1 protein-coding gene is annotated in these 417 nt (G+C 71.5%); it reads left to right on the plus strand.

Annotated features, from left to right (window positions below; translation table 11 throughout):
* Positions 1 to 119 precede the first annotated feature (119 nt).
* A partial coding sequence (locus HUA78_RS45780) for an endonuclease V (protein WP_174479140.1) occupies positions 120 to 417 on the plus strand: 298 nt, incomplete at its 3' end.

A 417-nucleotide genomic window follows, 5' to 3' on the forward strand; every position in this document is an offset into this window, starting at 1 on the left:
GCTCCGCGGGGGGGCCTCGCGTCCGGTAGTCCACGGTTGGATGAAAGGGAGGTGACGTGGTGGGTTGCCTCGGGGCAGGAGGGCTCCAGATTGGGCTGCAGTCACGGGAGGGCCGGCGCATGGAGCTTCAGGACGAAGTGGGCCGCTGGGATGTCACGCCCACGGAAGCGGTGGCGCTACAGCGCCGGTTGCGGGAGTTGCTGGTGCTCCAGCCCCCAGCGGGGCTGAAGGTGGCGCGCGTGGCGGGCGCGGACATCTCCACGGAGAAGGGCAACGACACGGGCTACGGCGGCATCGTCGTCCTCGACGCGGCCACGCTGGCGCCGGTGGCGCAGTCGGGCGCGGCGGTGGTGCTGACGTTCCCCTATGTGCCGGGCCTGCTGTCCTTCCGGGAGCTGCCCATCGTGAAGGCCGCGT

This window comes from Myxococcus sp. CA033, from assembly GCF_013336625.1.
In the GTDB taxonomy this organism is placed as follows: Bacteria; Myxococcota; Myxococcia; order Myxococcales; family Myxococcaceae; genus Myxococcus; species Myxococcus llanfairpwllgwyngyllgogerychwyrndrobwllllantysiliogogogochensis.